At 74.5% G+C, this 4,953-nt stretch carries 5 protein-coding genes and 1 pseudogene; all 6 read right to left on the minus strand.

Annotation, left to right across the window (positions count from 1 at the left end; genetic code table 11):
- A partial coding sequence (locus C1I95_RS36015; protein WP_199524003.1) for a hypothetical protein occupies positions 1-303 on the minus strand: 303 nt, incomplete at its 3' end.
- A complete protein-coding gene (locus tag C1I95_RS31745) occupies positions 300-1,817 on the minus strand; it encodes a replication-associated recombination protein A (RefSeq protein WP_111219523.1) in 1,518 nt (505 codons plus the stop codon). The genes C1I95_RS36015 and C1I95_RS31745, both read right to left, overlap by 4 nt.
- Before the next feature lie 75 nt (positions 1,818-1,892).
- Positions 1,893-2,093, minus strand: a complete 201-nt coding sequence (locus C1I95_RS31750) for a hypothetical protein (protein WP_111219531.1) — start codon at positions 2,091-2,093, stop codon at positions 1,893-1,895.
- 54 nt (positions 2,094-2,147) lie between these two features.
- Positions 2,148-3,514 (minus strand): annotated as a pseudogene (locus tag C1I95_RS31755) (MFS transporter); the annotation flags it as partial.
- Positions 3,511-4,104: a winged helix-turn-helix domain-containing protein gene (locus tag C1I95_RS31760; protein WP_111219527.1), complete on the minus strand. Its 594-nt coding sequence runs from the start codon at positions 4,102-4,104 to the stop codon at positions 3,511-3,513. The gene C1I95_RS31760 and the pseudogene C1I95_RS31755, both read right to left, overlap by 4 nt.
- 125 nt (positions 4,105-4,229) lie before the next feature.
- Positions 4,230-4,953: sugar nucleotide-binding protein (locus tag C1I95_RS31765; RefSeq protein WP_233514008.1), on the minus strand; the 724-nt coding region annotated here is incomplete at its 5' end.

Raw genomic sequence — 4,953 nt, forward strand, 5'->3', positions numbered from 1 at the left:
GCCGGGCGGCGCCTGGCCGGGGCGGTCCGGGCCGGGCGGCATCGCGGGACCCGGCGGCATCGCGGGACCCGACGGCATCGCGGGGCCCGGCCGGGCGGCCGGGGGCGCGCCCGGTGCCGGCGCGACACCGTCGGGACCCAGCTCACCGCGTTGCTGCTTGGCCGATCGCAGGTCGTCGATCCAGCCGAAATCCTCGCCGGCAGCCGGCTCCTCCGGGGCGGCCTCAGCCTTGCCCCGGCCCCAACGACGGCCCTTGGTGCGCCGTTCGTCCGGGCCGTCCTCCGGTCGCTCCGACGATTTCACTGTTGACCCTTCCCGTCGGCGCTACCGCCGACCTCATCCGCCGCGTCCGTGGCCGGCTGCCGGCTGCCGTCGACTCCGGACGACGTCGGCGCCTCGGCCTGGCCACCCGCCGGCGACGCTTCCGTACGGGCGGGGGCCGGCAGCCCACGGACGATCCGGCGCAGCAACGGCAGCCGGGTGGCCACCGATCGCTCCGCGCCGTGCTGGCTCGGCCGGTAGTAGTCGGTGCCGATCAGATCGTCCGGCACGTACTGCTGGACGACCACGCCCCGTTGGTCGTCGTGCGGGTAGCGGTACCCGGTGCCGTGGCCGAGCCCCCGCGCACCGGCGTAGTGCGCGTCGCGCAGGCCGCGGGGCACCGGGCCGCCCCGGCCGGCCCGCACGTCGGCGATCGCGGCGCCGATCGCCGTGGTGGCCGAGTTCGACTTGGGCGCGGTGGCCAGGTGGATCACCGCCTGCGCCAGGTTGAGTTGCACCTCGGGCAGGCCGACGTACTCCACCGCGTGAGCGGCGGCGGTGGCAACGCCGAGGGCAGCCGGGTCGGCCATGCCGACGTCCTCACTGGCGAAGATAACCAGTCGCCGGGCGATGAACCGTGCGTCCTCCCCGGCGACCAGCATCCGGGCCAGCCAGTGCAGCGCGGCGTCCACGTCCGAACCCCGCATGCTCTTGATGAAGGCGCTGGTCACGTCGTAGTGGGCGTCACCCGCACGGTCGTAGCGCACCGCTGCCGTGTCCACCGCCCGCTCGGCCGTGGCCAGGTCGATCCGTCCGGTGCCCAGCGCGGTGGCCGAGCCCGCGGCGGCCTCCAACGCGGTGAGGGCCTTGCGGACGTCCCCACCGGCCAGGCGGACGAGGTGGTCCTCGGCCTCCGGGGCGAGGGTGAGCGCCCCGGCCAGGCCGCGCTCGTCGGTCATCGCGCGCCGCAGCAGGCCGCGGACCGCCGCGTCGTCGAGCGGGTGCAGGGTGAGCAGCACGCACCGGGACAGCAGCGGGGAGATGACCGAGAAGTACGGGTTCTCCGTGGTGGCCGCGAGCAGCGTGACAGTGCGGTCCTCGACCGCGGCGAGCAGCGAATCCTGCTGGGTCTTACTGAACCGGTGCACCTCGTCGATGAAGAGCACCGTCGGCGGGCCACCGGAGCGCCGCTGCCGCCGAGCCGTGTCGATCACGGCTCGGACGTCCTTCACTCCCGCCGAGAGCGCCGACATGGCGACGAAGCGCCGGTCGGTGGCACCGGCCACCAGGTGGGCGATGGTGGTCTTGCCGCTGCCCGGTGGTCCCCACAGGATGACCGACATCGGCGCGCTCCCGGCGACCAGCTGCCGCAGGGGTGCACCGGGGGTGAGCAGGTGTTCCTGGCCGACCAGTTCGTCCAGGTCGGCCGGGCGCATCCGGACGGGCAGCGGCGCGTCCGGCGCGACCGCGGTGAAGCCGCCGACGGCACCTGAGCCCGCCAGCGCACTGGGCGCTGCGGCGGGTTCACCGAGGGTGAAGAGGGCATCGGACTCCATCACGAGAACAGTACCGGGCTCGGTCGGCTACGCCGGAATCGCGCCGCCGACCGAAGCCGCGATGATCGTTCTCGGTCAGCCGCGCCCCGTACGGCGTCCCCGGTTCCAGCGGCCACCGCCCCGGCGGGGGAAGCCGGCCAGGTGGAGCGCGAGCAGCAGCAGGCCGATCAGTACCAGGGTGTTCCAGTTGAACAGGTCCGGCGCTCCGAGCTTGGTGTCCAGCAGGTCGAGCAGCAGGGCGAAGCCGAAAACCGCGGCTGCGGCGATGGCGAACATGATGTTCCTCCGGTGGGGGTTCCAGTAGGTCGGCGCGGGATGTACCCGATCGGTCGACTCGCCAATCTCCACCGTGGATCGCCCCGCCGCCAAGGTCGGCCCGGCCCCGGGCTCAGGCGACCTCGGCGGCGGCTCGGCTACACCGGCACCTTGCCGCCCACCTCGGTCCGTCCCGGTTGACCGTCGGCGGCGCGGCCGGCCCGCCAGGCCGGCAGGTAGAGCGGCGCGGCCACGGCCAGCACCACCGCGCCCACCAGCATCGCGGTGCTCACCCCGGCCCGGTCGCCGATCAGCCCGAGCAGCACGCCGCCGAGGGCAGCGGCCGGCATGGCCACCATCGAGTTCACCGAGATCACACTGGTCCGGTACGGGCCGTCGACCTGCCGGTGCAACAGCCCCATGTGCAGCGGGTTCGAGGCGCCGTGCACGGCGTAGCAGGCGAAGAAGGCGATCAGCACCCCGACCGGGCCGGCGAGCAGGGCCATGCCGACCACGGTGACTCCCTGCACGATGCGCAGCAGGGCGGCGCCGGGTGCGGCGCCGAGCCAGCGGATGAGCAGCGGGGTGAGCGCCGCGCCGCCGGCGGAGGCGAGCCACGCCACGGTGCTGCTGGGGCCGAGCAGGGCGGCGGCCCGGTCGGCGTCGCCCAGCATTTCGGCCAGCCGGACCGGCAGCAGGTTCTCGAAGGTGACCATGCCGAAGCCCCAGAACAGTTCGACCGCCACCAGCGCGAGCAGCACCCGGGAGCGGCGCAGCAGGCCGACCGCCTCGCCGACCATCCGCGGGGCGCTGCGGATCGAGGCCCGCAGCGCGCCGGGCCCGGCCGCCGGCCGCTCCTCCACCAGCAGGGTCATCAGCGCCGCCAGGTAGACCAGCTGGAACCCGGCCGCGGCCACGACCGGCACGGTGAGCGCGCTGAGCGGGCCGATCGAGCCGAGGGCCACCAGGCCACCGCTGAGCAGCGCGCCGGCCGCGACGGCCAGGCCCAGCACGGTGCCGCCCTGGCCGAGCCCCTTCTCGTACGCGGCGTCCGGGTCGGCGGCCAGGGTGCTGTCGACGTACCACGACTCCAGGGGGCCGCTGTCCAGGGCCCGGAACACGCCCTGCAAGGCCCAGACGGCGACCAGCAGGGCGAACGAGTCCGCCACCACCAGCAGGGCCACCGAGGCGAGGTTCACCACGCTGGCCACCAGCAGCACCGGCTTGCGGCCCAGCGCGTCGGCGAACCCGCCGGTCGGCAGTTCCAGGGCGAGCACCACCGCCCCCTGGGCGGCGACGGCCACGCCGATCTGGGCCAGCGTCAGACCGCGCTCCTGCATCAGCAGGATGAACACCGGGATCATCAGGCCGACCGGCAGCCAACGCAGGCCGTGCAGGACCAGGTAGCGGTGCCGGACCTGGCGTACGGACAGGGCGCTCATCGCTTCTTTCCCATCAGCAGCGGCAGCGCGGCGTAGAAGACCAGCACCTGCTCGGCGCCCGGCTCGCCCGGGTCGGCCTCGGCGCGGTAGCGCTCAAGGACCTGCCACAGCTCCGCCTGGAGTTCCTTGAGGCGGGAGGACGGGATGGTCATGAAGGCGTCGCCCATGCCCAGGGCATCGCGCCACTCGGGTGACCACTGGTCGCGCACCGCGAACCACCGCTCGGCGTGTTCGACGAAGAGGCGCACCTGCTCGGACTGGATCCACTCCACTGCGGCCCGCGCGTCCGGGTCGTCGTCGAAGTCGGTGCTCTCCCAGCTCGTCACGTCGTGCGCGGCCCGCCACCAGCGCTGCCGCCCGGTGCCCCGGTCGGGCTCCTCGGCGACCAGCCCGACCTCGGCCAGCTGGCGCAGGTGGTAGCTGGTCGCCCCGGTGTTGGTGTCGAGCAGCTCGGCGAGGGTGGTGGCGGTGGCCGGCCCCTGCACCCGCAGCGCGCCGAGCAGCCGCGTACGCAGCGGGTGCGCCAGGACGCGGACCTGCCGGTGGTCGATCCGGACCCGCCGCGGAGCGGGTCGCCTCTCATCTGCCATGGATGCACAATAGCTGTGCACATTTCCTATGCACAAGTTCTGTGCAAGGGCGGCAGGAACCGACGGGTGCGCGTGGCGGGCCGAAGGGGGTGCGCGGCCACGCCGATGAGGGCGGTGCCGGCGGGTCAGGCGGCGAGCAGTTCGGTGACGCCGCGCAGCCGGATCCGGAGCAGGCCGGTGGCCCGGGTGCAGTCGAGGCGTACCTCGACGGGGCGGACCAGGCCGGAGGCGGCGGCGGTGGTGGTCTTCAGGGCGGCCGCATCAAGGCCCGCCCGGCGGGCCACCAGCAGGCCCAGTTCCGCCCGGCTGACCGCGTCCGGGCCGGCCACGTTGAGCAACCCCGCATAGCCGGACGGCACCAGTTCGAGCACGGCGGCGGCGAGGTCCGCGACGTCCACCGGGCAGCGGAGTTCGTCGGTGAACAGGGCCGCCCGCCCGGCCAGGGCGTCCCGGCAGAGCTGGATCTGCGGGCTCCCCTCCCCCAGGATCAGCGAGGTACGCACCAGCGCGGCGGCCGGGTCGATCGCCCGTACCGCCGTCTCCGCAGCCGCCTTCGCCGCGCCGTACGGGAAGACCGGGGTGGGTGGTTCGTCGTCGGCGTACGCCTCGGGGCGCCCGGCGTGCAGCGCGTCGCTGGAGATGTGCACCAGCCGTGCCCCCGCCTCGGCGGCGGCGTACGCGATGTGCGCCGCCCCGTCGGCGGTGACCGCCCAGTCGGCATACCGGTAGGGGGTGGCGACCACGGCGTCGGGGCGTACCCGGGAAACCAGCGCCCGCACCGCGGCCCGGTCGGTCACGTCCAGCCGACGGGCCTCCACGCCGGACACCCCGACGGCCCCCGAGTGGTAC

The organism is Micromonospora craterilacus, assembly GCF_003236315.1.
In the GTDB taxonomy this organism is placed as follows: domain Bacteria; phylum Actinomycetota; class Actinomycetes; order Mycobacteriales; family Micromonosporaceae; genus Micromonospora; species Micromonospora craterilacus.

Excerpts from the sequence above, each read along its gene's own strand:
- C1I95_RS31745 (WP_111219523.1), bottom strand. The coding sequence starts at position 1,817 with ATGGAGTCCGATGCCCTCTTCACCCTCGGTGAACCCGCCGCAGCGCCC.
- C1I95_RS31750 (WP_111219531.1), bottom strand. The coding sequence starts at position 2,093 with ATGTTCGCCATCGCCGCAGCCGCGGTTTTCGGCTTCGCCCTGCTGCTC.
- C1I95_RS31760 (WP_111219527.1), bottom strand. The coding sequence starts at position 4,104 with ATGGCAGATGAGAGGCGACCCGCTCCGCGGCGGGTCCGGATCGACCAC.